Source organism: Micromonospora sp. NPDC023966 (assembly GCF_040639095.1).
GTDB lineage: Bacteria > Actinomycetota > Actinomycetes > Mycobacteriales > Micromonosporaceae > Micromonospora.
Genome location: NZ_JBEZZJ010000018.1, coordinates 62,845 through 86,596 on the forward strand (window position 1 = coordinate 62,845; position 23,752 = coordinate 86,596).

The window sequence follows — 23,752 nt, forward strand, 5'->3', positions numbered from 1 at the left end:
ACGCTAGCCGATGTCACGGCGGCGCGCCGGGGCCGAACGGCTCAGACCGCGTCGGTCAGCGCGGGCTGGGTGATCAGCCCGACGTTGTGCGCCCGCAGGTGCCAGCCCCGGACGTCGTCGTGCCGCAGCTCGGTCCAGTGGCAGTTGGCCAGCGACCCGACGCTGCGCAGCACCGCGTGGTCCCAGCCGAGCAGATGGCCGACGCCCTGCCGGGCGCCGCCGCCGTGCGTGGTCACCACCACGGTGCCGCCGGCGGCGAGGTCGGCCGCCTCCTGGAACGCGGCGCCGAGCCGCTTGCCCAGGTCGTCGAGGCTCTCGATGCCCGCGCCGGGGTCGGGGTCACCGGCCCGCCAGCGGGCGTACTCGTCGGGGAAGCGCTCGGCGACCTCGGTGAGGGCGAGGCCCTGCCACTGGCCGAAGTGCCGCTCGCGCAGCCGGGCGTCGGAGCGGACCGGAAGGCCGGTCAGCGCGGCGAGCGCGGCGGCGGTGTCGGCGGCCCGGCGCAGGTCACTGGCGACGATCGCGTCCGGACGCAGCGCGGCCAGCACCGGCGCGGCGACCCGGGCCTGCTCCCGGCCGAGGTCGTTGAGCGGCACGTCGGTCTGCCCCTGGACCCGGCCGGCGGCGTTCCAGTCGGTGTTGCCGTGCCGCCAGATGATCAGGCGGGTCATTCGGCGGTGGCGCTGCCGGCGGCCGAGTCGGCGAGGTCCCGGTCCACGAACGGGATCTGCGGGCAGTCCTTCCAGAGCCGGTCGAGGGCGTAGAACTCGCGCTCCTCGGTGTGCTGCACGTGGACCACGATGTCGACGTAGTCGAGCAGCACCCAGCGGCCGCCCCGCTCGCCCTCGCGGCGAATCGGCTTGGCCTTCTCCGGCAGCTCCAGCAGGCGCTCCTCGATGGCGTCGACGATGGCGAGCACCTGACGCTCGTTCGGAGCCGCGGCCAGCACGAACGCGTCGGTGATCGCGAGCTGGTCGCCCACGTCGATGATGACGATGTCCTGCGCCTTCTTGTCGGCCGCGGCCTGGGCAGCGGCCATCGCCAGCTCGTGCGCGCGTTCGGAAACTGTCACCGTTCTCCTTCGATCAACCGTGCGACCCTCCAAGCCTCTCACACCCGGCGGGGCGACGACTTGTCAGTTCTGGTCGATTACGCGGACAAAGGCTCACCTTCCGGGCGGAATCACCGCAGGTAGAGCCGCCGTTTGGCGATGTACTGCACCACACCGTCCGGGATCAGGTACCAGACCGGCTCGCCCCGGGCCACCCGGGCCCGGCAGTCGGTCGAGGAGATCGCCATGGCCGGCACCTGCACCAGGCTGACCGAGTCGGCGGGCAGGTGCTTGTCGGAGAGCTCGAAGCCGGGACGGGTCACCCCGATGAAGTGGGCCAGCTCCAGGACCTCGTCCAGATCCTTCCAGGACAGGATGCGTTCCAGGGCGTCCGCGCCGGTGATGAAGAAGAGCTGCACCTTCGGGCCGTACTCGGCGTGCAGGTCGCGCAGCGTGTCGACCGTGTAGGTGGGGCCACCCCGGTCGATGTCGACCCGGCTGACCTGGAAGCGGGGGTTGGAGGCGGTCGCGATCACCGTCATGAGGTAGCGGTCCTCGGGCGAGCTGACCGGTTCGTCCGCCTTCTGCCACGGCTGCCCGGTCGGGACGAAGACCACCTCGTCCAGGCCGAACCGGTCCGCCACCTCGCTGGCCGCCACGAGGTGCCCGTGGTGGATCGGGTCGAAGGTGCCGCCCATGATGCCGATCCGCCGGATGTCTTCCTCCACCCCGCGATCGTAGGCCGGGGCCCGGCGAGCGTCCGCCGGGGCCGCCGGGCCGTCCCACGGACCGCGCCGGGCAGGGCACTCCCCGCCCGGCGCGGTCACCCGCGTCAGGCGCCCGCGGCGGCCACCGCCGTCCGGGCGACCAGGGCGCGGCGCAGGTCGTCGTCCAGGTCGACGACCCGCCGGCGCAGCCCCGGCGTGAGGTCGTCGCGGGCCAGCAGCGCCGCGGCCAGTTCCCGGGTGGGCTGGGCCACGGCGTAGCGGGGGAAGGCCAGGGTGGCGACCCGGTCCGCCGTCCAGGGGGTACGCAGCCGCGCAGCGGCCGGCATGTCGGCGAAGTACCGCTCGACGTAGCCGGCGGTCAGCTCGGGCTGCTCGGGCTGCCAGAAGCCCTCCGCGGTCGCCTCGACGAGGCGGTTGGAGAGCTCGGTGTTGCGGGTGACGATCTCCCAGGCGGCCCGCTTGGCGTCGGCGTCGGGCAGCGCGGCCCGGCAGCTCGCGGCCCGCTCCGCCCCGGTGGCGCTGCGGTCGGCCGCCGCCTCGGCGGCGATCTCGGGCTCCCCGGCCGCGCCGAGCACCACCAGCCGGTGCAGCAGCGCCCAGCGCAGGTCGGCGTCGACCGCGAGCCCCTCCGGCACGCTCTGGCCGGCCAGCCAGCCGGCGAGCAGCCCGGTGTCGGTGGTGGCGTTGATCAGCCCCCGGGCCGCGGCGAGTTGCAGCGAGCCACCGGCCGGGGCGCCGGCCAGCAGGGTGGCGCAGGCCCCGGCGACGCGGAGCAGGGCCGCGTCCCGGGACAGCGGGTCCAGGTAACGGTCGACCAGGTTGCGGCTGAGGCTGAGCACGTCCTCCGCGATGATCACCCCGGTCTCGGCCGGCAGCGCCGCCGCGATCAGTGCGACCACCGAGGTCACCGGCCGTTCGCCGTCGGTGGCGGCGTCCAGCGCCTCGCCCCAGAGCAGCGCCCGGGCCAGCGGGTCGGCCAGCCCCGGGAGCACCATCGGCACCGCGTCCGCCGAGGCGGGGTCGAGCCGGATCTTGGCGAACGTGAGGTCACCGGCGTTGGGCAGCAGCAGGCCGGTGGCCGGCTGCCCGACCAGCTCGGCCAGCACGGTGCGGCCCTGGTCGGCGGCCGGGTCGAGGTCGACCTCGAAGCGGTGCACCGGGGCGTCGGGCGTGTGGCGGGCCACGCCGACGCGGTGCGGGCGCAGCACCGGGTACGCCTCCGGCGCGGTCTGCACCAGCGCCGCCTCGGCCCAGCGGCCGTCGGCGTCCACCGCGGTCTCCATCCGCAGCGTGTTGACCTGGGGGCGGCGCAGCCAGCGCTCGGCCCAGTCGGCCAGGTCCCGCCCGCTGGCGGCGCTGAGGCTCTCCAGCAGGTCGGCGAGGGTGGCATTGCCGAACCGGTGCTTGGCGAAGTGCGCGTTCAGGCCGGCCAGGAAGGGCTCGTCGCCCACCCAGGCGACCAGCTGGCGCAGCACGCTGGCGCCCTTGGCGTAGGAGATGCCGTCGAAGTTGAGCAGCGCCCGGGCGGCGTCGGCCACCTCCTCGGGGGCCACCGGGTGGGTGGAGGGGCGCTGGTCGGCCGCGTAGCCCCAGGCCTTGCGGCGCATGGCGAAGGTGGTCCACGCCTGGGTGAAGCGGGTGGCCTCGGCGGTGACCCGGGTGCCCAGGTATTCCGCGAAGGACTCGTTCAGCCAGAGGTCGTCCCACCAGCGCATGGTGACCAGGTCGCCGAACCACATGTGCGCCATCTCGTGCGCGATCGTCGTGGCCCGCAGCTCCCGCTGGGTGTCGGTGACCGCGGAGCGGAAGACGTAGTCGTCGCGCAGGGTCACCAGGCCCGGGTTCTCCATGGCGCCGGCGTTGAACTCGGGGACGAACGCCTGGTCGTACTTGCCGAACGGGTAGCGCTCGGCGAAGAGCTGGTGGAACCGGTCGAAGCACTGCTTGGTGACGGTGAAGATCTCGTCGGCGTCGGCGTCCAGGTGCGCCGCGAGGGACTTCCGGCAGTAGAGGGCGAGCGGGATCCCGTCGTGCTCGTCCTGCCGGACGTGCCAGGGGCCGGCGATCAGCGTGACGAAGTAGGTCGCCAGCGGCGCGGTGGGCGCGAACTCCCAGCGCCCCGGCGCCGGCTGGTCGGCGACCTGGCCGTTGGCGGCCACCGTCCACTCCGGCGGTGCGGTGACCGAGAGGTTCACCGGGGCCTTGAGGTCGGGCTGGTCGAACGCGGCGAAGATGCGCTGCACGTCGTCGAGAAAGGACATTGCGTAGAGGTAGGTCTCGCCGTCGGCCGGGTCGACGAAGCGGTGCACCCCCTCCCCGGTGTTGGAGTAGGCCATCTCGGCGCTGACGGTCAGCGTGTTGGTCGCGGCCAGCCCGGTCAGCGGCAGGCGGTTGTCGGTCAGCAGGGCCGGGTCGAGGTCCTGGTCGTTGAGGCGCGCCCCGAGGAGTCGCAGGGGTTTGACCTCGGCGAAGGTGTCGGCGCCGGGGGTCGCCCGGAACCGGATGGTGACGGTGGAACGGAACCGCTCGGCGTCGCCGGTCAGGTCGAGGTCCACCTGGTAGGACTCGACGGTAATCAACGCGCCACGCGCGGTCGCCTCTACACGGGTCAGGCTCGGCATCCGCTTATCCTGCCCGATGGGGTCCGAGCGGGCTCCCCCCGTTACGCATGGCGATGGAGGAACAACGATGGGTCAGCACCCCAAGGGCGATTTCGACCTGTCTCGGGCGGTCTGGCAGCGGGCCGAGGGCGACACGTCCGACAGCGCGGTCGAGGTGGCCTTCGTCGGCGACCTGATTGGGATGCGCAACTCGGCCGAGCCGGACGGGCCGGTGCTGGTCTTCACCCAGGACGAGTGGGACGCCTTCGTGGCGGGCGCGCAGGACGGCGAGTTCGACCTGGACTGAGCCCGGGCGCTCAGTCACCGTCGCCCCAGCCGAGCCCGCCGGGCCCGGGCGCGTGGTGGAAGCCGGGATGGCCGGCCACGTCCGCGCACCGCTCGCCGTCGGGGCCGACCGCCCCGCAGAAGAGCCGCTCCGCGCGGTGCCAGGCGTCGGCCGGGGAGAGCGCCGCCGCACCCAGTGCCAGCTCCGGGCGGAGCAGGCCGAGCGCCTCGGCGTACGCGACGGCCAACTCGCGCGCGGTGGCCGGGTCGGCCGCCTCGAAGCCGAGGTGCACGGTGAAGTGCCGGGCCGGCCGGGCCCCGGGGCGCCGGGGCGGCGCGATCAGGGGCTCCTGCCGGTCGCTCCGCCGCAGCCCGGGCACCGCCCGCCGGTGCCGCCAGTGTGCCGCTCTGTTGTCGCGCATCCGTCCTCCCCGTCGCCGATGGCTCCGCCGGGATCGCGCCGGCGGGGCGGGACCGGCCGCCACCGGCCCCGTCCCGAAGACAACCAGCTTTTCCGCGCCCTGGGAGGGGCCAGCTTCCGCGCTCGACGCCGGCCCCCTCCCCTCGGCGCCCCGGCGCCGCGAGGCCGGGGGCCGGGTCACCGCCGAGGCGGGGGGCCGAGGATTCGCCAGCGCCGGCCCGGGTAGGTAGCGCAGCGACCGTCCAGGGCCGCCGAGCCGCGTCTAGGAGCAGCCGATGAGCACCATCCCCAGCGACCGCAGCCCGGAGAGCACGCTGGCGTTCCTCCGCGAGGGCTACCGGTTCTTCGGCGCGCGGTGCGAGCGCCTCGGCACCGACATCTTCCAGACCCGGCTGCTGCTGGAATCGACGATCTGCCTGCGCGGCCGCCCGGCCGCCGAGCTGTTCTACGACAACGAGCGCTTCGTCCGGCGCGGCGCCATGCCGATGCGCGCACAGCGCACCCTGACCGGGGTCGGCGGCGTCCAGGGCCTCGACGGCGCGGCGCACCGGCACCGCAAGGCGATGTTCATGTCGATCATGACGCCGGCGGCGATCCGCCACCTCGGGCAGCTCTTCGACGACGAGTGGCGGGCCCGGATCCCGGCCTGGGCGGAGTCCGGGCCGGTGGTGCTCTACGACGAGGTGGCCCGGATGCTCACCCGGGCGATCTGGGCCTGGGCCGGGGTGCCGCTGGCCGACGCCGACGTGCCCCGCCGGACGGCCGAGATGCACGCCATGATCGAGGCGCCGGCCGCGGTCGGACCCGGGCACTGGCGGGGCCTGTTCGGCCGCCGCCGGGCCGAACGGTGGGCGGGCGACCTGATCGAGCGGGTGCGCTCCGGCGCGCTGCCCGCGCCCGAGGGCAGCGCGCTGCGGGTCATCGCCGAGCACCGGGACGAACAGGGCACCCTGCTGCCCCGCCGGATCGCCGCGGTGGAACTGCTGAACGTGCTCCGCCCGACGGTCGCCGTGGACCGCTTCGTGGTCTTCGCCGCGCTGGCGCTGCACGACCACCCGCACTGGCGGGACCGGGTCCGCGGCGACGACGCCGCCGCCGAGAGCTTCGTGCAGGAGGTACGGCGCTACTACCCGTTCTTCCCGGCCGCCGCGGCGCGGGTCCGGCGCTCGTTCGAGTGGCAGGGGTACGCCTTCCCGCAGGGCCGGCGGGTGCTGCTCGACCTCTACGGCACCAACCACCACCCGGAGCTCTGGCCGGAGCCGGAGCAGTTCCGGCCGGAGCGGTTCGACGGCTGGCAGGGTGACCCGTTCCGCCTGATCCCGCAGGGCGGCGGCGATCATTACACCGGCCACCGCTGCCCGGGTGAGTGGATCGCGATCGAACTGATGAAGCGGGCGGTCGGCAACCTCACCGCGGCGATGAGCTACCGGGTGCCGCCGCAGGATCTGGCCGTGGATCTCGGCCGGATGCCCGCCCTGCCGCCCAGCGGTCTGGTCGTCGACGGCGTACGCCGGACCGCGTGATCACCGCACCATCTCGAACCCGAGGTCGGTGATCTGCCCCGAGTCGGCACAGCGGGTCTTCCGGAGCGCCACCGGACCGAGGTCGGGACTGTCGAAGAGGCGTACGCCGCCGCCGAGCAGCACCGGCACGAGGTGCACGACCAGCTCGTCGAGGAGCCCGGCCCGGATGCACTGCCGCGCCACATCCGCTCCGAACACGCCCACGTCCCGGTCGCCGGCCGCTTCCCGGGCGAGGTCGGCGGCCTTCCCGACGTCACCGGAGAGGAAGGTGACCCCGTCGACGGGCTCGGCCGGCCGGTGGGTCAGCACGAAGACCGGCCCGGACCAGGCCCCGCCGTAGATCGCGCGGGCCCCCGTGCCGGGTCGGTTGCCGAGTTCCAAGCCGCGCCGGCCGGAGAGGATCGCGCCGGTGCGGCGCATGGTCTCCGCCCCGAGCGGACCGGCGGGGCCGTAACCGAACATCCACTCCGCCGAGTCGTCCTGCGGGGCGATGAACCCGTCCAGCGACATGGTGACGTGCCAGATCATCCGCGCCATCGCGCCTCCTCGCGCCGCCTGCCCCTGACGGGCGGGGCCGGCGCCAGTCTCACCCGGGGGTGTGACAGGCGGTCACTCCGCGACCACGAGCGCCTGCGGGGCGGCCTGCTTCATCCGGGTGCGCAGCCACTTGAGCTGCATCGCGGTCTCCTGCTCGCAGGCCTTGACCACACCGAGCAGTTCCTCGTCCCGGGCCCCGTACGCGGCCTGCCCGACCACCGTCCAGCAGATGTCGCACTCGGCGGCCATCAGGTAGAGGTCCTGGAGGTCGCGGAGCAGCCCGATCGGCCCGGTCCGGGTGCCGGCGAACAGCTCGGAGTGCAGCCGGTCCGGCTCGGCCGGGGCCTCCTCGGCGTACCGGCGGGCGAAGGGGGCCAGCTTCTCCGCGTGTGCGCGGCACTGGGTGGCCAGCTTCTCGCAGGTGTGGAAGACGTCCGGCTCGTCCCCGTGCGCCTTCCCCACCTCGGTGAACGCGTCGCCGAGGCGCTCCTGGGCCTTGTGCAGCAGGCCGAGATAGTGGGCCAGGTGCATGTCATTCTCCCCTCGACGGCGCCTCGGCGGCCGGCCCGCCGACCGTGGCCGGGATTCCGGAGCCCTCGGGCGGGGCGGAGCCGCCCACCGTCGGCGCGGGCGAGGGCCGGCCGCCCGAGTCGGCCTCCTTCACCACCCGCACCGCCGCCACCTTGAAGATCGGCTGCTTGGAGACCGGGTCCCAGGCCGTGATGGTCAGCTCGTTGGCCGCCCGGTCGTGCCGCCCCGCGCCCGGTTCGGCCCCGTCGGCCGCGTCCCAGTAGCCGTAGTGGAAGGGGAGGAAGACCACGCCGGGGCGTACCCCGCAGATCCGGGCCCGGGCGCGGACGACACCGCGCGGCGACTCGATCCGCACCAGGTCCCCCTCGCCGACGCCGAGCCCCTCGGCGTCGGCCGGGTTGAGCTCCACCCACGACTCGGGGGCGGCGTGCACGAGCTGGGCGGCCCGGCCGGTCTTGGTCCGGGTGTGGAACTGGTAGACGGTCCGCCCGGTGGTGAGCAGCAGCGGGAACTCCCCGCTCGCCACCTCCGGCGACGGCTGGTACGGCGTGGCGAGCAGGAACGCGCGACCGCCGGGTTGCTTGGCCCGGTATTCCCCGGGAAGCATCTCGGCCCCGGTGGCCAGGTCGTGCCCGTACGACTCGCAGTAGTCCGGGTCGGTGTTGAACACCCCGTCGGTGTAGAGCCGCTCGGTGCCGTCCGGGTGCTCCTCGGTGCACGGCCACTGGATGCCGCCGGACCGCAGCTTCTCGTAGGTGATCCCGGTGTAGTCGCAGGGCCGGCCGCGCGAGCACTCCTTCCACGCCTCGAACACCTCCTCCGGCCCGGTCCAGGTGATCAGCTGCCCGCCGTCCTTGTTGCGGAAGTCCATCCGGCGCGCGTAGTCGAGGAAGATGTCGAGGTCGGGGCGGGCCTCGCCGGGCGGCTCGACCGCCTTCTCGGAGATGTGCACGGTCCGGTCCACGCTGGTGAACGTGCCGGTCTTCTCCCCCCAGGTGGCGGCCGGCAGCACCACGTCGGCCAGCTCGGCGGTCTCGGTCAGGAAGAGGTCCTGCACCACCACGAACAGCTCCGGCTTCGCCAGGATGCGGCGGATCCGGGCCAGGTCGGGCAGGGAGACCGCCGGGTTGGTGGCCGAGATCCAGAGCAGCTTGATCGAGCCCTGCTCGGCGTACCGGAAGATCTGCATGGCGTGGGTCGGCGGCGCCCAGTGCGGGATGGTGTCGACCTCGACGTTCCACAGCCGGGCCAGGTCGGCGATGTGCTCCTCATTGGCCCAGTTGCGCAGGCCGGGCAGGTCGCCGTCGGCGCCGCACTCGCGGTTGTTCTGCGCGGTGGGCTGCCCGTTCATCTGGTAGAGCCCGGCGCCGGGGCGCCCGAGCATGCCGCGGATCAGGTGCAGGTTGTTCACCTGGCAGGAGGCCGCGGTGGCCTGGTTGGACTGGTAGAAGCCCTGGAGCACGGTGGAGAGCAGCCGCTCCGAGTGCCCCAGCAGCTCGGCGGCGCGCTCGATGTCCGCGGCGCGCAGGTCACAGATCTCGGCCACCTTCGCCACCGGGTAGTCCTCCACCACCTGGCACAGCTCCGCGAAGCCGAGGGTGTGCGCCTCGACGTACGCCTCGTCGTACCAGCCGCGGTGGATCAGCTCCCGGAGCAGGCCGTTGAGCAGCGCCAGGTTGGTGCCGTTGCGCAGCGCCAGGTGCACGTCGGCCTCCCGGGCCACCGGGGTGGCGCGCGGGTCGACGGCGAGCATGGCCGGCGGGTTCGGCCCGCGCCGCCGGTCCAGCATCCGCATCCAGAGCACCGTCTGGGTCTCCGCGACGTTGTGCCCCCAGAGCGCGATCGCGTCGCAGTGGTCCACATCGGTGTACGACCCGGGCTGCCCGTCGGTGCCGAACGACGCCTTGAGCGCCGCCGCCGCGGTGGCGGTGCAGAGCCGGGTGTTGCCGTCCATGTGCGGAGTGCCCAGCCCGGCCTTCCCGATCACGCCGAGCGTGTAGTACTCCTCCAGGAAGAGCTGCCCGCTGGTGTAGAAGCCGAAGTGGCCCCAGCCGCCCGGGCCGTCCAGCAGCTCCTTCGACCGGGCCACGATCCGGCCCATGGCGGTGTCCCAGTCGGTCTCGACCAGCCGGTCCCCCTCCCGGACCAGCGGCCGGCGCAGCCGGTCCGGGCTGTGATTGGCCTGCCAGCCGTAGAGGTCCTTCGGGTCGACGCGGCCGTGGTTGATGCGGTCGCCGGAGCGGCCGCGGACACCGACGATCCGGTCGTCCATGACGGCGATGTCCATGGCGTCGCCGTTGGAGTGCAGGATCGAGGCGCTCGGCACCCACCGCTGCACGTCGGCCTCTTTGTGCCCGTCGGCCAAGAAGGTGTCCACTCGCACCGGCCAGCGGTCCCCCGGCCCGTACGGCGTGCGCGGCCCCCATGGGTCGGCGATCCGGTCCACCATCGCTCATCCCTCCTTCGGCGCCGCCCAGAGCGGCATCGGCCGGCCGGTCGCCCGGTTGAACAGCAGGTCCACCACGGTGACCAGCAACACCGCGGCGAACGCGACGACGAGCTGGCCCGGGGTGTGCAGCAGCCCGAGGCTCACGATCAGTGTGGTCGCGCCGGCCGGCGGGTGCGCGGCCTTCAGCAGCACCAGAACCGCGGCGGTGACGGCGAGCGAGCCGGCGGCCGCCACGATCCGCGCCCCGGACACCCCCTCCTGGAGCGCGGACGGATGGTCGGTGAGGCCGGTGGCCAGCAGGAGCGCGTACCCGGCGAGCAGCGCCACCAGGTGCCCGACGACGGTGCTGCGGGGCGAGGACTCCGGCCGGCCGGGCTGCTCGACGTGCAGCATGATCGCCGGCCCGAGGCTGGGGAACAGCCACGGCTGCCGGGTCAGCAGGGCGACCGCGCCGGCCACCACCACGGCGACCGCGCTGCCGGCGAAGGCTCGGGCGGCCGGCCGGGCCGGCGTCTCATCGATCTCGGCGGGCATGTGGGTGCTGTACCCCCGCCCCGCGATTTCGAATCGACGCGCGGCCCGGCGTTCCCGCGCCCGGTCAGGCCGCCTGTGGGTGCAGCACGGTCCGGAGGCAGCCGTCCTCCTTCTTGTGGAAGATCTCGTAGCCCCGGGCGCCTTCCTCCAGCGACATCGGGTGGGTGGCCAGGTAGCCCGGATCGATCTCGCCGATCGCGATCCGGTCCAGCAGCATCGGGATGTAGCGCTGGGCGTGCATCTGCCCCATCCGCAGCACCAGCGCCTTGTTCATGGCCGCGCCGAGCGGGAACTTGTCCACGAGGCCCCCGTACACCCCGACGATGCTCACCGTGCCGCCCTTGCGGCACGCCATGATCGCCTGCCGGACCGAGGTGGGCCGGTCGGTCTGCAGCCGGGCGCTCTGCTTCGCCTTGTCATACGCGTAGGTCGGCCCGACGTCGTGCGACTCCATGCCGACCGCCTCGATGCAGGCGTCCGGCCCGCGCCCGGCGGTCATCTCGCGCAGCGCCTCCAGCACGTCGGTCTCCGCGTAGTTGATCGTCTCGACGCCGAGTCGCTGCGTCGCGGCGGCCAGCCGCTCCGGCAGCCGGTCGATGACGACGACCCGCTCGGCGCCGAGGATCTGCGCGGACCGGGCGGCCATCTGCCCCACCCCGCCAGCGCCCCAGACGGCGACCACCTCGCCGCCCTTGAGGCCGCAGAAGTCGGCCGCCATCCAGCCGGTCGGCATGGCGTCGGAGGCGAACACCACCGAGTCGTCCGGCACCCCGTCGGGCACGGTGAACGCGCCGACGTCGCCGAACGGCACCCGGATGTACTCGGCGTGGCTGCCCGAGTAGCCGCCGGCCGCGTGCGAGTAGCCGAGGATGCCGGCCGGCGAGTGGCCCCACAGCTTCTCGGTGAAGACCGGCTGCGGGTTGGAGTTGTCGCAGAGCGAGTACTGCTCGGTGCGGCAGTACCAGCAGCCGCCGCAGGCCACCACCGAGCCGACGACCACCCGGTCGCCGACCTTGATCCGCCGCACGTCGGGGCCGGTCTGCACCACCTCGCCCATGAACTCGTGGCCGAGGATGTCCCCCTCGCGCATCGCCGGCAGGTAGCCGTTGATCAGGTGCAGGTCGGAGCCGCAGACGCTGCTGGCCCGCACCTTGACGATGATGTCCCCGCCCGACCGGATGGTCGGCAACGGCACGTCGCGTACGGCCAGCCGGCCGACGCCCTCCCAGCACAGCGCCCTCACGGCCGGCCTCCCGCCATCAGCTTCTCCCGGATCCGGTCGGTCGCCTGCTCCTGCTTCGGGTTGCGCCCCGACGGGTCGTGCCGGGTGTCCAGCACCTGACCGGTCTCGATCAGCGACTTGATCCGGCGCAGGGCGCTGCGCAGCGCGACGTCCGGGTCGTGGCCGCCGGCCAGGCCGAGCGCCCGGCGGATCGGGCCGGACCGCCAGCGCAGCTCGGCGCGGATCTCGGTGCCCCGGTCCTGCGGTGCGGGCGCCAGCTCGACCCGCCCCTGCTCGGTCACCGGCCCGTCGGTGACCCGCCAGCTCAGCCGGCCCGGGCCGTCGACGGTGACCTCGGCCCGCCACTCGGTGCCGCCGCCGGCCGGGTCTCTCGCCACGCAGCGCCACCGGTTGTCGTCGAGCTGTTCCAGGGTCGCCCACTCGGCGAGCCCCCGGTCCAGCCGTTCCCGGTCGGTCCAGAACCCGATGACCGCCTCCATGGGCCGGTCCACGGTGATTCCCCGGTGGACGACGTACCAGCCGTCCGCCCGGTCGGGTTGATGCCGGCGCCGGCGCCGAGCCACCACCCGGCCGATCCCGAGCGCGGTCACCGTGGCTGCGCCGGCCAGCGCCCACCTTGTCGCGTTGCTGCTCATCACGTCTCCTCCACCGGGGCGTCTCGGACCGCCCGCATCCCGGAGCGCTACCCGGCCCGGCGGCGTCGAAACGGCGAAACGGTTTGATCACCGAAATTTCGGGCACGCTGCCGGCCACCCTGCCAGACCGGAGAGGGGCACGCGGTGGACTTTGACCCGACCGAACCCGGCCGGTACCTTCCGGCCGGCGACCACGAGGCCTTCGCGCGCCTCGACCCCGCCGCGGCGTCCGCGCCGGACCGGCTCCCGCTGGCGTACGTCCTGCCGCTGCGCGCGGCCGACGACGCCGGCCTCAGCGAGCTGACCGGATACCTGCGCGAGCTGAGCCGGTGGGTGGACGTGACCGTCGTCGACGGGTCGCCGCCGGACCTGTTCGCCCGGCACGCCGCCGCCTGGCGGGGCCTGGCCCGGCACGTCCCGCCCGATCCCGCGCTGCAAGGGTGCAACGGCACGGCGCTCGGCGTGCTGACCGGGGTCGCGCTGGCTCGCCACGAGCACGTGGTGATCGCCGACGACGACGTCCGGTACGACCTCGCCGGGCTGCGCGCCGTGCACGGGCTGCTCGACCGGGTGGACCTGGTCCGGCCGCAGCACCATTTCGACCCGCTGCCCTGGCCCGCCTGGTGGGACACCGGCCGGACGCTGCTCCACCGGGCGCTCGGCGGGGACCGGCCGGGCACCCTGGCGGTGCGCCGGAGCACCTTCCTGGCCATGGGCGGCTACGACCCGGACGTGCTCTTCGGCAACCTGGAGCTGGTCCGGACGGTCCGCGCGTACGGCGGCGCCACGGCCGCCCCCGCCTGGCTGTACGTGCGCCGGCTCCCGCCGACCGCCGCGCGGTTCCGCAGGCAGCGGGTCCGACAGGCGTACGACGACCTGGCCCGGCCGGGATGGCTGCTGGCCGCGCTGGCGGTGCTGCCGGCCGCGGCGGCCGCGCTCGCCGCCCGCCGGCCGGGGCTGTTGCTGCGCGCCGGGGTGGCGACGGTGGCCGTGGCCGAGCTGGGCCGGCGACGGGCCGGCGGCACCCGGGTCTTCCCGGCGCACACCGCGCTCGCGGCGCCGCTCTGGCTGCTGGACCGCGGGGTCTGCGCCTGGCTCGCCGTGGGCCGGCTGCTGCGCGGCGGGATGCCCGGCGCGGATGGCCGGGTCCGGGTGGCCGCGCACTCCACCCGGGCGCTGCGCCGGCAGCTCGCCGAGCGCCGCCCCGACGACCTGGTGCTCTGGGTGGAGGCCGGCGTTGCGCCGAGCCCGGTCGGAGCGGACCGGCTGGCGCGTTGAGCCGGAGACCCCGCACGCGACAGCTCGCGGCCACTCCCCGCCGTGTTGTCGGGAGTGGCCGCGAGCTGCGGCGTACGGGTGTCGTGGTCAGTACCGCGCCTGGTCGCGGGACTGCTGCGCGGTGTCCTTGACGTCCTGCGCAGCGGACCTGGTGTCGTCCTTGACCGCGTGCACGGCGTCCTGCGCGGTGGCCTTCACCGACTCGGTGGCCTGCTGCGCCGGCTCGCGCAGCTCCTCCTTCAGTTCGCCGGCGACCTCGGTCAGCTTCTCCTTGACCACGCCGCCGTGCTCGGCCGCCTTCTCCTTGACCTGCGCGGCGACCTGCTGCTCGCGGCGGGTGGCCGGGATCAGCGAGGAGACCAGCATGCCGACGCCGAAGGCGATCACGCCGGCGGCGACCGGGTTGCCCTCGGACTTCTCTCGCAGCACCTGCGGCGCCCGCTGGGCGGCGTCGCCGACCGTCGAGGCGGCGGCGTGCGCCTTGTCGCCGACGGTGGACGCCGTCGAGGAGGCGTGGTCGCCCACCGAGTGGGCGGCGTGGCCGGTGCTGTGGCCGAGGTCCGATGCGGTTCCCATCACCTTGTCCTTCACGTTGGTCAGCGCGCTGCGGACGCGCTGCTTGCGGTCGTCGACGATGCGGCTCGGGCTGACCTTGTACGCCAGGGCGTCCACGTCCGAGCTCAGGTTGGTGCGAGTGGCTTCGATCTCCCGGCGGATCTGGTCGGGGTCGGTGCTCATCGGGTGACTCCCTCCGGGTGCGGCTTGAGCGCGTCGGGGATGCGCTGGACGCTGTCGTTGGTCTGCTTGAGGCCGCGGATCCGCTCGGCGTTCTTCTTCGCCATCGAGTAGAGGACCCCGGCGATCACGGCCCAGACCACGGCCACGATCAGCGCGGCCAGGCCCGAATCCATCACGTTGTCCAGGAACTGCCACAGCGCGATGGACACGAACAGCGCCACCATGTAGCCGCCGAAGCCGGCGCCACCGAAGAGGCCGGCGGCCTTGCCCGCCTTCTTCCCCTCCTGGCGGATCTCGGCCTTGGCCAGTTCGACCTCCTGGCGCATCAGCGTGGAGAGGTCGGTGGTGACCTGACGCATCAGCTCACCGATCGAGCTGCCGCGGACCTCGTCCGCGGTGTGCGGCGCGCCCGCCGCCTGATAGCCGGAGTCCAGTCCGGACCCCTGCGTCGGCATGCTCATGCCGTCGCCTCCCTTCTGCCGGTCCGGCCGGTCACGGACGGTTCAGGCCGCTGGACGGCACACCCGGCAGAGGGTCGGTCCGGCTCGGCGGGGGCAGCGGCTGGCCGGTGCCGCCCTCCGGGTCGGCCCAGGTGTTCGGGGCGCCGCCGGCCGGGTAGGTCGCGCCCGGCGCGGAGTAGCCCGGGTCCGGCTCGGCGTACGTGCCGGGGGTCGGGTCGAGGTAGCCGCCCGGCGGCACCTGCTCCGGCACGGCCCGGGAGGTCGGGATGACCGCCGTCCGGTCCGGGTCGTACGCCGGCCGGACACCGTCGGCGTCGTCGCCGATCGCCGCGATGTTCCGGGTCAGCCGGCCGGCGACCACGCCGAGCAGGGCGGCGCCGAGCAGGAAGGTGCCCGGGTTGCGGCGGGCGTAGGTCTTCACCTCGTTGAGCAGGTCGCCCGGCTCGCGTTGCTCCAGCCAGCCGGCCACGCCGTGCACCCGGTCGGCGGCCTGGTGGGCCAACTCGGTGACCGGGCCGGCGCTGCCGCCGTTCTGCGCCATCGAGCGCATCTCCTCGGCCAGCGACCGCAGCCCGCTCGCCGCGCGCTGCTGCTGCTGGCTGGTCTGGGCGGTGACCTGGTTCCGGGCCTCGCCGTAGAGGTTGCGGGCCTGGCGCTTGGCCTCGCCGACGACCTCCTGGCCCTGTTCCTTGGCGGTCTGGGCGACCGCGCCGCCCGCATTGGCGGCCTCGTTGCCGACCTGGCGGGCCTGGTCACGGACCCCGCCGCCGTTGGTCGACTCGTACGTGCCGGACGTGGATGAGAGATCGTAGGTCATGATGTTCCTTCCGCTCGGAATTCGTAGCGGTTGTGCTCGGGGGATCACGCCGACGTTGCTGTCGGCGTGTCGAATTCCCTACCCCCGGTTGCCGGGTCCATGCCTGATTCGTCATTTCTCTGCGGAAGCGCACCGCGGCGGTCACACAATGGAGGGTCGACCCGCCCGGGCGGCGGTGAGCTCCACGGAGGTGACACCGATGGCACGTGACGCGCGCGGACGCGCCGCGGCCCGACACCGGTCGATGATCCAGAAGGTCGCCCTCGCGGTGGCCGCCCTCTTCCTGCTGATCGGCGTGCTCGGCTTCGTCCCCGGCTTCACCACCCACTACGGCGACCTGCGGTTCGCGGGCCACCACTCGGAGGCGAAGCTGATCGGCCTGTTCCAGGTGTCGATCCTGCACAACGTCCTGCACCTGCTCTTCGGCCTGGCCGGCCTGGTGCTGGCCCGTCGGATCGCCGGCGCGCGGCTGTTCCTGGCCGGCGGCGGCGTGGCCTACCTGGGCCTTTGGCTGTACGGCTTCGGCATCGACCGGAAGACCGCGGCCAATTTCGTGCCGTTCAACGACGCCGACAACTGGCTGCACCTGTTCCTCGGCTTCGGCATGCTCGCCCTGGGCCTGCTGCTCAACAACAAGGTGGGCACCGGCGGGCGGCCGGACAGCCCCTTCGACCGGCCCTGACCAGCACCGTCACCCGTTCGGGGAGCGTCGCCGGCGACACACCGGGCCCGCGTTTGCCAGATCACCGCCGGGGGCACCAGGACCACCACGGGGAGTGACCCCGGCGGGACGAGGAGGTCCGGCGATGCCACGCTGGTTGCGGGAGAACGCGCTCACGGTCGCCATGCTCGGCGCTTTCGTGATCTTCCTGGTGTTGCAGAGCGTGTTCGGCTGGCAGGTGCACAACGAGGAGTTGGCCGAGTACGGCGCCGCGCCGCTGAGTTGGTGGGCGTACCTGGGCACCGGGCACTTCGCCGAGGCGGTGTTCGAGAACTGGGAGTCGGAGTTCCTCCAGATGGGCGGCTACGTGCTGCTCACCGCGTACCTGGTGCAGAAGGGCTCGGCCGAGTCGAAGCCAGAGGGCCAGACGGACCGGCCCGAGGACGACCCGCGGCACGGGACCCCGGACTCCCCCTGGCCGGTGCGCGCCGGCGGCCTGCCGCTGGTGATCTACCGCAACAGCCTCTCCATCGCGCTGCTGATGATCTTCGGCGGTTCGTTCCTCGGGCACCTGTTCGGCGGCGTGGCCGCCTACAACGAGGAGCAGGCGCTGCAGAGCGGGGCCGCCCCGATCAGCGCCGTGCAGTTCCTCGGCACCAGCGACTTCTGGTTCCAGTCGATGCAGAACTGGCAGAGCGAGTTCCTCGCCGTGGGCGTGCTGATCCTGCTCAGCATCGTGCTGCGCCAGCACGCCAGCCCCGAGTCCAAGCCGGTCACCGCGGCCCACGCCGAGACCGGCGCGTGAGGGTGGCTCAGGCGGCGACCGGCAGGCGCTTGGCGAAGCAGACGCTGTACGGGTTGTCGACGTACTCGCCGTAGACCGGGATGGGCTGGTAGCCGCAGGACCGGTAGAGGCCGATGGCGGCCGGGAGGTAGGTGCCGGTCTCCAGGCAGAGGGTGGTGTGCCCCTGCCGGAAGGCCAACTCCTCCAGGGCGGCCAGCAACTGCCGGGCGATTCCCCGCCCCCGGTACGCCGGCCGGACGTACATCCGCTTCAGCTCGCCGGTGCCGGCGTCGAGGGCCTGGAGTCCGCCGCAGGCGACCGCCCGCCCGCCGTCGACCACCGCCAGGTAGCGGATGTCGTCATGGGTGATCGTCGCCTGCCCGTCCAGGCCGCCGTCGGCCTCGCGCAGTTCGCGCTGCTGGGCGGCGACCAGGGCGGCGATCTCGGGATCGGTGGCGGGACGGGATTCGATCAGCATTCCGACACGGTAGGTCGACCGGATTTCGCGGAGGTTTCCGGCCAACGTCCCGAACACGGATAGAGCGGAACTAATCCCAGTCCTCGTCGTCGGCGTCGTCCTGCGGGGCCGCCGCCGCCACCTCGTCCTCCGGGCGCACCCGGCGCGCCTTGCGGGCGGCCAGCCGCTCGGCGGCGGAGGCGCGGGTCACCTTGTCCTCCAGCCGGACGTCGGTGCCCCGGTTGCCCGGGACGAAGTCGACGCCGGCGTAGAGGGTGGGCTGCCAGTCGAACTCCCGGTCGCCGATCCGGACCAGGTCGCCCGCCTGGGCGCCGGCCTTCGCCAGCTTCTCCTCCACGCCGAGGCGGGCCAGCCGGTCGGCCAGGAAGCCCACGGCCTCGTCGTTGTCGAAGTTCGTCTGCTTGACCCAGCGCTCCGGACGGTTGCCCCGGACGGTGAAGGAGCCGTCCTCCTCCGCCTCGATGGTGAAGCCGGCGTCGTCGACCGCCTTCGGGCGGATCACGATCCGGGTCGGCTCGGCCGGCGGCGCGGCCCGGCGGGCCTGGTCGACCAGCTCGGCCATCGCGTACGTCAGCTCCCGCAGCCCCTCCCGGGTGGCGGTGGAGACGTCGAACACCCGGAAGCCACGGGCCTCCAGGTCGGGCCGGACGATGTCGGCGAGGTCCCGCCCGTCCGGCACGTCGACCTTGTTCAGCGCGACCAGGCGGGGACGGTCGGCCAGGCCGCCGTACTGGGTCAGCTCGGACTCGATGGCGTCGATGTCGGCGAGCGGGTCCCGGCCCGGCTCCAGCGTCGCGGTGTCGACCACGTGCACCAGCACGGCGCAGCGCTCGACGTGGCGGAGGAACTCCAGGCCCAGCCCCCGGCCGGTGGCCGCGCCCGGGATCAGCCCCGGCACGTCGGCGACGGTGAAGGTGTGGTTGTCCACCCGGACGACGCCCAGGTTGGGCACCAGCGTGGTGAACGGGTAGTCGGCGATCTTCGGCTTGGCGGCGGAGATCACCGAGATCAGCGATGACTTGCCGGCGGAGGGGAAACCCACCAGGCCGACGTCGGCGACGCTCTTCAGCTCCAGCACCACGTCGAGCTTGTCGCCGGGCTCGCCCAGCTCGGCGAAACCGGGGGCCTTGCGCCGGGCGTTCGCGAGCGAGGCGTTGCCCCGGCCGCCGCGCCCGCCCCGGGCCGCCTCGAAGGTGGTGCCCACGCCGACCAGGTCGGCCAGCACCTCGCCGTCGAGGGTCTGCACCACGGTGCCGTTCGGCACCTTGATGATCAGGTCGTGGCCGTTGGCCCCGTCCCGGTTCGAGCCCGAACCGCCCTTGCCGTTCTCGGCCTTCAGGTGCGGGCGGAAGTGGAAGTCGAGCAGCGTGGTCACCTGCGGGTCGACCACCAGCGAAACGCTGCCGCCGTGCCCGCCGTTGCCGCCGTCAGGGCCGCCGAAGGGCTTGAACTTCTCCCGGTGGATCGAGACACAGCCGTGCCCGCCGTCGCCGGCCTGCATGTGCAGGACGACCCGGTCAACGAACGTCGTCACGACGCCAATCCTTCCAGCGGGGCACACCCCGCACCTGAAAAAGCGAAGCGGGCCGGGACACGAGGTCCACGGCCCGCAACGCCTGAGAACTACTGCTGCGGCACGATGCTGACGGTCTTGCGCCCGCGCTTGGTGCCGAACTGGACCGAGCCGGCGGCCAGCGCGAACAGCGTGTCGTCGCCGCCACGGCCGACCAGGTCACCGGGGTGGAACTTGGTGCCACGCTGACGGATGAGGATCTCACCCGCGCTGACGACCTGACCACCGAAGCGCTTCACGCCGAGCCGCTGGGCCGCGGAGTCGCGACCGTTACGCGAGCTGGACGCACCCTTTTTGTGAGCCATTGGAGGACGACCTACTTCCCGCTGGAGATGCCGGTCACCTTGACCTGGGTCAGCGGCTGGCGGTGACCCTGGCGCTTGTGGTAGCCGGTCTTGTTCTTGAACTTGTGGATCCGGATCTTCGGGCCCTTGGTGTGCGCGGCGATCTCGCCGGACACCGCGACCTTGGCGAGCTTCGTCGCGTCGGTCACCAGGTCGTCACCGTCGACGAGGAGCACCGCGGTGAGCTTCACCGCGTCGCCGGGGGCACCGGCGAGCTTCTCGACCTCGATCACGTCGCCCTCGGCGACCTTGTACTGCTTGCCGCCGGTCTTGACGATCGCGTACATCGGAGGCGGACTCCCTGTCGTTGAGGCTGCTGGCGGTAGTTCCCACGGCGTCTCGCCGGGAGCCGTGACACCGGCAGCGCGGGCACGCGGGAACTCGGCACACCAAAGTGCGCCGCAGGCAAGCGTACGCCATACCCGGCCCGCCGCCCAAACCGGGCCGCCGGTCAGGCCGGACAGAGTTCGTCGAGCCGCCCCTGGAGCCGGTCGAACTCCGCCTCGTCGATCGACTGCACGTCGGTGCCGAGCCCGCCCACCTCGGTGGCCAGGTCCGCCAACAGCGTACGAAGGCGCGGGTCGGCGGCCCGCCCGGACTGCTCCCGCAGCGCGTCCCGCCAGCCGGCGAGAGCGGTCTCCGCGTCGTGTCGGGCGGCGTCCGCGGCCTTCCGGTCGCCGCGCCCGGTGGCGCGCAGCATCTCGGCCAGCTTGAACACGTACGTCTGCACGGCGGCGGAGCCGGCCTGCTTGGCGCGGGCGCAGACGCCGGCGTCGCCGGTGGCCGTCGGAGCGGGGGTGGCGGCCGTGGGCGGTGGGGCCGGTGAGGCGAAGCCCACCGCGAAGGGGTCCTCGCCCCGGTCGGCGCAGCCCGCGCCGGCCAGCAGGACCCCGGTCAGCGCGGTGACCGCGAACACACGACGCATGTCTCCTCCCTCCGGAGCCGGCCGTCCCGACCGGTGGTCGACGGAGACGGCAGGGCCCCTGCCCCGGACTCTGTTGCCGGGGCAGGGGCCCTGTCAAACGCCGTGCAGGTCAGCGGCTCACGGCCGGGTACGCCGCCGGGCGCCGCCGCGCCGGGACCGCCGCCGGGAGCTGCCGGTCTCGGCGCCCTCCTCGGCCTCCCCGTCACCGATGGCGTCGGGGTCGTCCGCGGCGGCCAGCCGGGCCGAGTCGCCCTCCTGGCTGTCCGCGACCGCCGGAGCGGCCGCCGTCTGGGCCTCGAACCGGGACAGGTCGTAGCCCTGGGTGTCGTAGTAGTCGTCCTCCGCGCTGTCGACCACCTCGGCGACGACCTTCTCCGGCGCGGCCAGGGTCGGCTGCTCCGCGGCCTCCGCGGCGGGCTTCTCCGGGGCGGCCTTGCGGCCCCGGCGCCGGCCCTTCTCCTCGGTGGCGGGGGCGGTGACGGCCGAGGCGACCGCCTTGACCTTCTCCCCCGCGCCGCCGCGCGGCTTCTCCGGCACCGGCTCGGTGTGGATGATGACGCCCCGGCCCTTGCAGCACTCGCAGGTCTCGCTGAACGCCTCCAGCAGGCCCGCGCCGATCCGCTTGCGGGTCATCTGCACCAGGCCGAGCGAGGTGATCTCGGTGACCTGGTGCTTGGTGCGGTCCCGGCCGAGGCACTCGGTGAGCCGGCGCAGCACCAGCTCCCGGTTCGACTCCAGCACCATGTCGATGAAGTCGATCACCACGATGCCGCCGAGGTCGCGCAGCCGGAGCTGGCGCACGATCTCCTCGGCCGCCTCCAGGTTGTTCCGGGTGACCGTCTCCTCCAGGTTGCCCCCGGAGCCGGTGTACTTGCCGGTGTTCACGTCGATGACGGTCATCGCCTCGGTCCGGTCGATCACCAGCGAGCCGCCGGAGGGGAGGAAGACCTTCCGGTCCAGCCCCTTGAGGATCTGCTCGTCGATCCGGTACTCGGCGAAGACGTCCGTGGTGCCGGCGTGCCGGCGCAGCCGGGCCACCAGGTCCGGCGAAACGTGCGACAGGTAGGACTCGACCAGGTCGTACGCCGGCTCGCCCTCGATGACCAGCTCGCGGAAGTCCTCGTTGAACAGGTCCCGGACCACCCGGATGACCAGGTCGGGCTCCTCGTAGAGCAGCACCGGGGCGCCGCCCTCGGCCGACTTGGCCTGGATCTCCTCCCACTGCGCCTGGAGCCGCTTGACGTCCCGGGCCAGCTCGTCCTCGCTGGCGCCCTCGGCGGCGGTCCGGACGATCACGCCGGCGCCGTCCGGCACCAGCTTCTTGAGGATGTCCCGCAGCCGCTTGCGCTCGGTGTCCGGCAGCTTCCGGCTGATGCCGGAGGCGTTGCCGTGCGGCACGTAGACCAGGTGCCGGCCGGAGAGCGCGATGTGGCTGGTCAGCCGGGCGCCCTTGTGCCCGATCGGGTCCTTGGTGACCTGCACCAGCACCGAGTCGCCGGACCGGAGCGCCTGCTCGATCGAGCGGGCCCGGCCCTCCAGGCCGGTGGTGTCCCAGTTGACCTCGCCGGCGTAGAGCACGGCGTTGCGGCCGCGCCCGATGTCGACGAAGGCCGCCTCCATGCTGGGCAGGACGTTCTGCACCTTGCCCAGGTAGACGTTGCCGGCCATGGTGCCGGACGAGTTGCGGGTCACGTAGTGCTCGACCAGCACGCCGTCCTCGAGGACCGCGATCTGGGTCCGGTCGCCCCGCTGGCGCACGGCCATCACCCGGTCGACCGCCTCCCGGCGGGCCAGGAACTCCGACTCGCTGAGGATCGGCGGGCGGGTACGCCGCTGCTCGCGGCCGTCCCGGCGGCGCTGCCGCTTGGCCTCCAGCCGGGTCGAACCGGAGACGCCCTGCACCTCGTCGACGGCCTTGCGCGGCTCGCGGATCTTGACGACGGTGGGCACGCCGTCCTCGGCGGCGGTTTCCGCCTCGCCCGCGCCCCGGCGGCGGCGCCGACGGCGACGACGGGTCAGCCCCTCGCCCTCGGCCTCCTCCTCGTCCTCGGTCTCCTCGGCCTCGGCTTCGGCGGCCTCGGCGCGGACGGCCTCCTCGGCCTCCTCGTCCTCGGCCTCCTCGGCGCCCCGACCGCGGCCGCGGCCCCGGCGGCCGCGACGACGACGGCGACGCATGGCCGCCTCGTCCTCGTCCTCCTCCGCCTCGGCGATCTCGTCGGCCTCGACGGCCGGCTCCTCCTCGACCTCGACCTCGACCTCCACCGGCTCGAGCTCGCGGCGGCCGCGCCGGCGACGCCGGCCGGTCTCCGCCGGCTCCTCGACCGGCTCCTCGGCGGCCGGGTAGGTGACCCGGACGACCGGGGCCTCCTCGGGCTGGGGAGGCATGAACAGGACGGTCGGCGCGGAGAGCGCGGCCCGGCGCCGGCGGCTGGTCGGTGCGGGCTCCTCGGCCGGCTCCTCGACGGGGCCCGGCACGGCCGCGCCCGGCGAGACCTCACCGGCCCGGTCCTCCGGACCACCGGCGCGGGCCAGGCCGGCCTGGTCGGCGCGCCGGTCATCCGGGCTCGGCTCGTCCTCGGCGTCCTCGCCGACCGCGTCCTGGTCCTGGTCCTCGGGCTCGCCCTCGGCGGGCGAGGCGGGCTCCGGGGCGGCGGGCGGTTCGGCGTCGGCCTGCGGCGCGGCGACCGCGTGCGGCTCGACGGCCTCGGCGGGCGCCTCGGTCGGCGACTGGTCGGTGGCGGCCTCGGCCGGCGGCGGGGTGCTCTTGCGGCGGCGGGTACGGGTCACCTTGACCGGCGGCACCACCTCGTCGGAGGCGGCCTCCACCCCGGCCACGGCCACCGGCTCCTCGACCGCCTTGGCGGGGGTCGCCTTGCGCCGCCGCCGGGTCTTCGGGGCGGACTCCTGCTCCCCGGCGATCGGGGCGAACACCTCGGCCTGCTGCGACTCGCCGCTGCCGGTCGCCGCGGTCGACGCCTCGACCGGCGCGTCGGCCTGCTCCGGCTGGTTCAGCGGCGCGGCCTTGCGCCGGCTGGCCCGCTTGCGGGCCGGCTTGGTCTCGGCGGTGCTGTCGGTGCTGCTGGTGGCGGTTGCCTCGGCCGGCTCTGCGCCGGACCGTTCGCCGCCCTCGGGCTCGTTCTCGAGCATGGACGTTCT

General features: G+C 73.8%; 25 protein-coding genes. 5 read left to right on the top strand and 20 right to left on the bottom strand.

Features of this window, described 5'->3' with window-relative positions; all coding sequences use genetic code 11:
- Window positions 1–41: 41 nt before the first annotated feature.
- The 4 genes from AB0F68_RS22505 to pepN form a co-directional block, all read right to left on the bottom strand.
- Window positions 42–671: a histidine phosphatase family protein gene (locus AB0F68_RS22505; protein WP_212833141.1), complete on the bottom strand. Its 630-nt coding sequence runs from the start codon at window positions 669–671 to the stop codon at window positions 42–44.
- Window positions 668–1,072, bottom strand: coding sequence for a ribosome silencing factor (gene rsfS, locus AB0F68_RS22510; RefSeq protein WP_357341507.1), 405 nt, complete (start codon window positions 1,070–1,072; stop codon window positions 668–670). Before rsfS ends, AB0F68_RS22505 begins: the two co-directional genes overlap by 4 nt.
- 110 nt (window positions 1,073–1,182) lie before the next feature.
- Window positions 1,183–1,779, bottom strand: coding sequence for a nicotinate-nucleotide adenylyltransferase (gene nadD / locus AB0F68_RS22515; protein ID WP_357341508.1), 597 nt, complete (start codon window positions 1,777–1,779; stop codon window positions 1,183–1,185).
- Between the two features lie 104 nt (window positions 1,780–1,883).
- Window positions 1,884–4,400: an aminopeptidase N gene (pepN, locus tag AB0F68_RS22520; protein ID WP_357341509.1), complete on the bottom strand. Its 2,517-nt coding sequence runs from the start codon at window positions 4,398–4,400 to the stop codon at window positions 1,884–1,886.
- 67 nt (window positions 4,401–4,467) lie between these two features.
- Between pepN and AB0F68_RS22525 the strand changes: the two genes are divergently transcribed.
- A complete protein-coding gene (locus AB0F68_RS22525; RefSeq protein ID WP_091269900.1) occupies window positions 4,468–4,686 on the top strand; it encodes a DUF397 domain-containing protein in 219 nt (72 codons plus the stop codon).
- A 10-nt stretch (window positions 4,687–4,696) separates the two neighbouring features.
- Here AB0F68_RS22525 and AB0F68_RS22530 read toward each other — a convergent pair whose 3' ends face one another.
- On the bottom strand, window positions 4,697–5,086 hold the full coding sequence (locus tag AB0F68_RS22530; protein WP_357341510.1) for a hypothetical protein: 390 nt from the start codon (window positions 5,084–5,086) through the stop codon (window positions 4,697–4,699).
- A gap of 274 nt (window positions 5,087–5,360) precedes the next feature.
- Between AB0F68_RS22530 and AB0F68_RS22535 the strand changes: the two genes are divergently transcribed.
- Window positions 5,361–6,608, top strand: coding sequence for a cytochrome P450 (locus tag AB0F68_RS22535; protein ID WP_357341511.1), 1,248 nt, complete (start codon window positions 5,361–5,363; stop codon window positions 6,606–6,608).
- Here the strand turns inward: AB0F68_RS22535 and AB0F68_RS22540 are convergent, their stop codons facing one another.
- The 6 genes from AB0F68_RS22540 to AB0F68_RS22565 form a co-directional block, all read right to left on the bottom strand.
- Window positions 6,609–7,145: a dihydrofolate reductase family protein gene (locus tag AB0F68_RS22540; RefSeq protein WP_357341512.1), complete on the bottom strand. Its 537-nt coding sequence runs from the start codon at window positions 7,143–7,145 to the stop codon at window positions 6,609–6,611.
- A 72-nt stretch (window positions 7,146–7,217) separates the two neighbouring features.
- Entirely contained in the window at window positions 7,218–7,676 is a 459-nt protein-coding gene (locus tag AB0F68_RS22545; RefSeq protein ID WP_357341513.1) for a hypothetical protein, read from the bottom strand.
- A 1-nt stretch (window position 7,677) separates the two neighbouring features.
- A complete protein-coding gene (locus AB0F68_RS22550) occupies window positions 7,678–10,125 on the bottom strand; it encodes a nitrate reductase (RefSeq protein ID WP_357341514.1) in 2,448 nt (815 codons plus the stop codon).
- Window positions 10,126–10,128: 3 nt separating this feature from the next.
- Window positions 10,129–10,659, bottom strand: coding sequence for an HPP family protein (locus AB0F68_RS22555; RefSeq protein WP_357341515.1), 531 nt, complete (start codon window positions 10,657–10,659; stop codon window positions 10,129–10,131).
- A 64-nt stretch (window positions 10,660–10,723) separates the two neighbouring features.
- Window positions 10,724–11,902, bottom strand: coding sequence for a zinc-dependent alcohol dehydrogenase (locus AB0F68_RS22560; protein ID WP_357341516.1), 1,179 nt, complete (start codon window positions 11,900–11,902; stop codon window positions 10,724–10,726).
- Complete coding sequence (locus tag AB0F68_RS22565) at window positions 11,899–12,537, bottom strand: cyclase (RefSeq protein ID WP_357341517.1); 639 nt, start codon at window positions 12,535–12,537, stop codon at window positions 11,899–11,901. Before AB0F68_RS22565 ends, AB0F68_RS22560 begins: the two co-directional genes overlap by 4 nt.
- Window positions 12,538–12,681: 144 nt before the next feature.
- Between AB0F68_RS22565 and AB0F68_RS22570 the strand changes: the two genes are divergently transcribed.
- Window positions 12,682–13,815, top strand: a complete 1,134-nt coding sequence (locus AB0F68_RS22570) for a glycosyltransferase family 2 protein (protein WP_357341518.1) — start codon at window positions 12,682–12,684, stop codon at window positions 13,813–13,815.
- 87 nt (window positions 13,816–13,902) lie between these two features.
- Here the strand turns inward: AB0F68_RS22570 and AB0F68_RS22575 are convergent, their stop codons facing one another.
- Genes AB0F68_RS22575 through AB0F68_RS22585 form a run of 3 tightly spaced genes read right to left on the bottom strand, consistent with a single transcriptional unit; the run spans window position 13,903 to window position 15,831 of the window.
- Window positions 13,903–14,553: a DUF3618 domain-containing protein gene (locus tag AB0F68_RS22575; RefSeq protein ID WP_357341519.1), complete on the bottom strand. Its 651-nt coding sequence runs from the start codon at window positions 14,551–14,553 to the stop codon at window positions 13,903–13,905.
- On the bottom strand, window positions 14,550–15,014 hold the full coding sequence (locus AB0F68_RS22580; RefSeq protein WP_357341520.1) for a phage holin family protein: 465 nt from the start codon (window positions 15,012–15,014) through the stop codon (window positions 14,550–14,552). The genes AB0F68_RS22575 and AB0F68_RS22580 overlap by 4 nt, the downstream gene beginning before the upstream one ends.
- A gap of 31 nt (window positions 15,015–15,045) precedes the next feature.
- Window positions 15,046–15,831: a hypothetical protein gene (locus tag AB0F68_RS22585; protein WP_357341521.1), complete on the bottom strand. Its 786-nt coding sequence runs from the start codon at window positions 15,829–15,831 to the stop codon at window positions 15,046–15,048.
- Window positions 15,832–16,030: 199 nt separating this feature from the next.
- On the opposite strand from AB0F68_RS22585, the gene AB0F68_RS22590 reads away from it, so the two are divergent.
- Both AB0F68_RS22590 and AB0F68_RS22595 read left to right on the top strand, forming a co-directional pair.
- Window positions 16,031–16,513 (top strand): DUF4383 domain-containing protein, encoded by a 483-nt coding sequence (locus tag AB0F68_RS22590; RefSeq protein WP_357341522.1) that lies wholly within the window; start codon window positions 16,031–16,033, stop codon window positions 16,511–16,513.
- Window positions 16,514–16,637: 124 nt separating this feature from the next.
- The gene (locus AB0F68_RS22595; protein ID WP_357341523.1) at window positions 16,638–17,297 is read left to right on the top strand and encodes a DUF6766 family protein; all 660 of its coding nucleotides are present in this window, start codon (window positions 16,638–16,640) and stop codon (window positions 17,295–17,297) included.
- Window positions 17,298–17,304: 7 nt separating this feature from the next.
- Here the strand turns inward: AB0F68_RS22595 and AB0F68_RS22600 are convergent, their stop codons facing one another.
- From AB0F68_RS22600 to AB0F68_RS22625, 6 genes are all read right to left on the bottom strand, one after another.
- On the bottom strand, window positions 17,305–17,754 hold the full coding sequence (locus tag AB0F68_RS22600) for a GNAT family N-acetyltransferase (RefSeq protein ID WP_357341524.1): 450 nt from the start codon (window positions 17,752–17,754) through the stop codon (window positions 17,305–17,307).
- Between the two features lie 70 nt (window positions 17,755–17,824).
- Window positions 17,825–19,288 (bottom strand): GTPase ObgE, encoded by a 1,464-nt coding sequence (gene obgE, locus AB0F68_RS22605; RefSeq protein WP_357341525.1) that lies wholly within the window; start codon window positions 19,286–19,288, stop codon window positions 17,825–17,827.
- Between the two features lie 89 nt (window positions 19,289–19,377).
- The gene (rpmA, locus tag AB0F68_RS22610) at window positions 19,378–19,632 is read right to left on the bottom strand and encodes a 50S ribosomal protein L27 (RefSeq protein WP_013288010.1); all 255 of its coding nucleotides are present in this window, start codon (window positions 19,630–19,632) and stop codon (window positions 19,378–19,380) included.
- A gap of 11 nt (window positions 19,633–19,643) precedes the next feature.
- Window positions 19,644–19,958 (bottom strand): 50S ribosomal protein L21, encoded by a 315-nt coding sequence (gene rplU, locus AB0F68_RS22615; RefSeq protein WP_151462559.1) that lies wholly within the window; start codon window positions 19,956–19,958, stop codon window positions 19,644–19,646.
- Window positions 19,959–20,122: 164 nt separating this feature from the next.
- Complete coding sequence (locus tag AB0F68_RS22620) at window positions 20,123–20,596, bottom strand: hypothetical protein (RefSeq protein ID WP_357341526.1); 474 nt, start codon at window positions 20,594–20,596, stop codon at window positions 20,123–20,125.
- A 117-nt stretch (window positions 20,597–20,713) separates the two neighbouring features.
- Window positions 20,714–23,743, bottom strand: coding sequence for an Rne/Rng family ribonuclease (locus AB0F68_RS22625; RefSeq protein ID WP_357341527.1), 3,030 nt, complete (start codon window positions 23,741–23,743; stop codon window positions 20,714–20,716).
- Between the last annotated feature and the right edge of the window lie 9 nt (window positions 23,744–23,752).

Bases quoted from the DNA above. Each gene is read 5' to 3' on its own strand.
- rplU (WP_151462559.1), bottom strand. From the start codon at position 19,958: ATGTACGCGATCGTCAAGACCGGCGGCAAGCAGTACAAGGTCGCCGAG.
- AB0F68_RS22530 (WP_357341510.1), bottom strand. From the start codon at position 5,086: ATGCGCGACAACAGAGCGGCACACTGGCGGCACCGGCGGGCGGTGCCC.
- AB0F68_RS22575 (WP_357341519.1), bottom strand. From the start codon at position 14,553: ATGAGCACCGACCCCGACCAGATCCGCCGGGAGATCGAAGCCACTCGC.
- AB0F68_RS22625 (WP_357341527.1), bottom strand. From the start codon at position 23,743: ATGCTCGAGAACGAGCCCGAGGGCGGCGAACGGTCCGGCGCAGAGCCG.
- pepN (WP_357341509.1), bottom strand. From the start codon at position 4,400: ATGCCGAGCCTGACCCGTGTAGAGGCGACCGCGCGTGGCGCGTTGATT.
- AB0F68_RS22535 (WP_357341511.1), top strand. From the start codon at position 5,361: ATGAGCACCATCCCCAGCGACCGCAGCCCGGAGAGCACGCTGGCGTTC.
- AB0F68_RS22595 (WP_357341523.1), top strand. From the start codon at position 16,638: ATGCCACGCTGGTTGCGGGAGAACGCGCTCACGGTCGCCATGCTCGGC.
- AB0F68_RS22505 (WP_212833141.1), bottom strand. From the start codon at position 671: ATGACCCGCCTGATCATCTGGCGGCACGGCAACACCGACTGGAACGCC.
- AB0F68_RS22600 (WP_357341524.1), bottom strand. From the start codon at position 17,754: ATGCTGATCGAATCCCGTCCCGCCACCGATCCCGAGATCGCCGCCCTG.
- AB0F68_RS22565 (WP_357341517.1), bottom strand. From the start codon at position 12,537: ATGAGCAGCAACGCGACAAGGTGGGCGCTGGCCGGCGCAGCCACGGTG.
- AB0F68_RS22525 (WP_091269900.1), top strand. From the start codon at position 4,468: ATGGGTCAGCACCCCAAGGGCGATTTCGACCTGTCTCGGGCGGTCTGG.
- AB0F68_RS22585 (WP_357341521.1), bottom strand. From the start codon at position 15,831: ATGACCTACGATCTCTCATCCACGTCCGGCACGTACGAGTCGACCAAC.
- AB0F68_RS22555 (WP_357341515.1), bottom strand. From the start codon at position 10,659: ATGCCCGCCGAGATCGATGAGACGCCGGCCCGGCCGGCCGCCCGAGCC.
- AB0F68_RS22620 (WP_357341526.1), bottom strand. From the start codon at position 20,596: ATGCGTCGTGTGTTCGCGGTCACCGCGCTGACCGGGGTCCTGCTGGCC.
- AB0F68_RS22580 (WP_357341520.1), bottom strand. From the start codon at position 15,014: ATGAGCATGCCGACGCAGGGGTCCGGACTGGACTCCGGCTATCAGGCG.
- AB0F68_RS22590 (WP_357341522.1), top strand. From the start codon at position 16,031: ATGGCACGTGACGCGCGCGGACGCGCCGCGGCCCGACACCGGTCGATG.
- rpmA (WP_013288010.1), bottom strand. From the start codon at position 19,632: ATGGCTCACAAAAAGGGTGCGTCCAGCTCGCGTAACGGTCGCGACTCC.
- AB0F68_RS22540 (WP_357341512.1), bottom strand. From the start codon at position 7,145: ATGGCGCGGATGATCTGGCACGTCACCATGTCGCTGGACGGGTTCATC.
- AB0F68_RS22550 (WP_357341514.1), bottom strand. From the start codon at position 10,125: ATGGTGGACCGGATCGCCGACCCATGGGGGCCGCGCACGCCGTACGGG.
- AB0F68_RS22545 (WP_357341513.1), bottom strand. From the start codon at position 7,676: ATGCACCTGGCCCACTATCTCGGCCTGCTGCACAAGGCCCAGGAGCGC.